Source organism: Xanthobacter sp. BG11Y11_SDJG (assembly GCF_057364445.1).
In genome coordinates this window covers 1-1,127 of record NZ_JBNFNU010000719.1, presented here as the reverse complement: position 1 = coordinate 1,127, position 1,127 = coordinate 1, and the positions used below count along the sequence as shown (strand labels likewise).

Genomic DNA, 1,127 nt, shown 5'->3' with positions numbered 1-1,127 from the left:
AGACGACCAGCCGCCGGGCACGGCGCCGGTGCCGCTGCTGGTTTCCCGGGCCCGACGGGCGGCGCGTGTTCTCGGCGCCGCTGAAGGTCGCCTGCCAGGGCCTGGTCGCCACCGCCATCACCACCGCGCTCGACCTCGCCTTCCATCTGGAGCACGCTTACTGGGCCACCATGACGGTGATGTTCGTGCTTGGGAACAGCGTCGGCGAGACCTTCATGCGGGTGCGCTACCGCACCGTCGGCACGCTGGCCGGCGTGGCGCTCGGCATGGGGCTGTTCCTGGTGCTCGATGCCCATGTCTGGCTGCTGGCGGCGCTGTGCGTGTTCGCGCAGATGATCGGCATCGTCACCCAGAAGGACCGCTACGACGTCGCCTCCGCCGCCACCGGCTTCTCGGTGATCCTCGGCCTGCACCTCATCGCAGGCCTGGGGCCGGAGGGGATGCTCGCCCGCGTCTACGAGACCGTGATCGGCGCCGGCATCGCGCTCGTCGTCTCCTATGCGGTGCTGCCGGTCTATCTGACCGACCAGTTCCGGCCCGAGGTGCGCGCGCTCCTGAAGCGGGGCCGCGACAGCTTCGCCAGCTGGTGGCCGCGCACGCAAGGCGCGCGGGTCAGCATGGCGCCGCTGGCGCGCGAGGTGCGCCAGCTCGATCTGCGCGTGCCGCAGCTCGGCGCCGAACAGGTGTTCGGCCATTCCGCCGGCGACGTGGTGAACATCGCCTCCACCCTCGACGTGCTGATGACCTATCTCGCGCTGCTGGAGGACGTGACGCAGCGCCTGGCCCTCGCCGCGCCGCAGGAGGAGGTTGTGTCGCTGGCCGAGGCGGCGCGCTCGCGCACCCTCAACGCCTTCGCCCAGGCCCTCGGCGAGGCCAGCGCGGACCAGGGCGCGGCGGCCGCGCCGGCGGTGGAGGCGGCGGTCTCCATGGTCCTCGCGCTGGCGGACGATCCGCAGGTCGAGCAGGCGCTGCCGCTGGTGGCCGACTATCTCGCCTATTCCGACGCGGTGCTGCGCCCGCTGGCCGAGCTGCGCATCGCGCTCAGCGATCAGGCCCCCCTGGAACCGGGGCGGCGGAGCTCGCCGCCGGCCGGGGCGCGCCGCAGGCCGCGCGGACCTGATCTCGCG

The 1,127-nt window shown here is 73.0% G+C and carries 1 protein-coding gene; it reads left to right on the top strand.

All coding sequences use genetic code 11. The features are described 5' to 3' along the window. Positions 1-65: 65 nt before the first annotated feature. Positions 66-1,127: FUSC family protein (locus AC2W7M_RS26025; RefSeq protein WP_486136043.1), on the top strand; the 1,062-nt coding region annotated here is incomplete at its 3' end.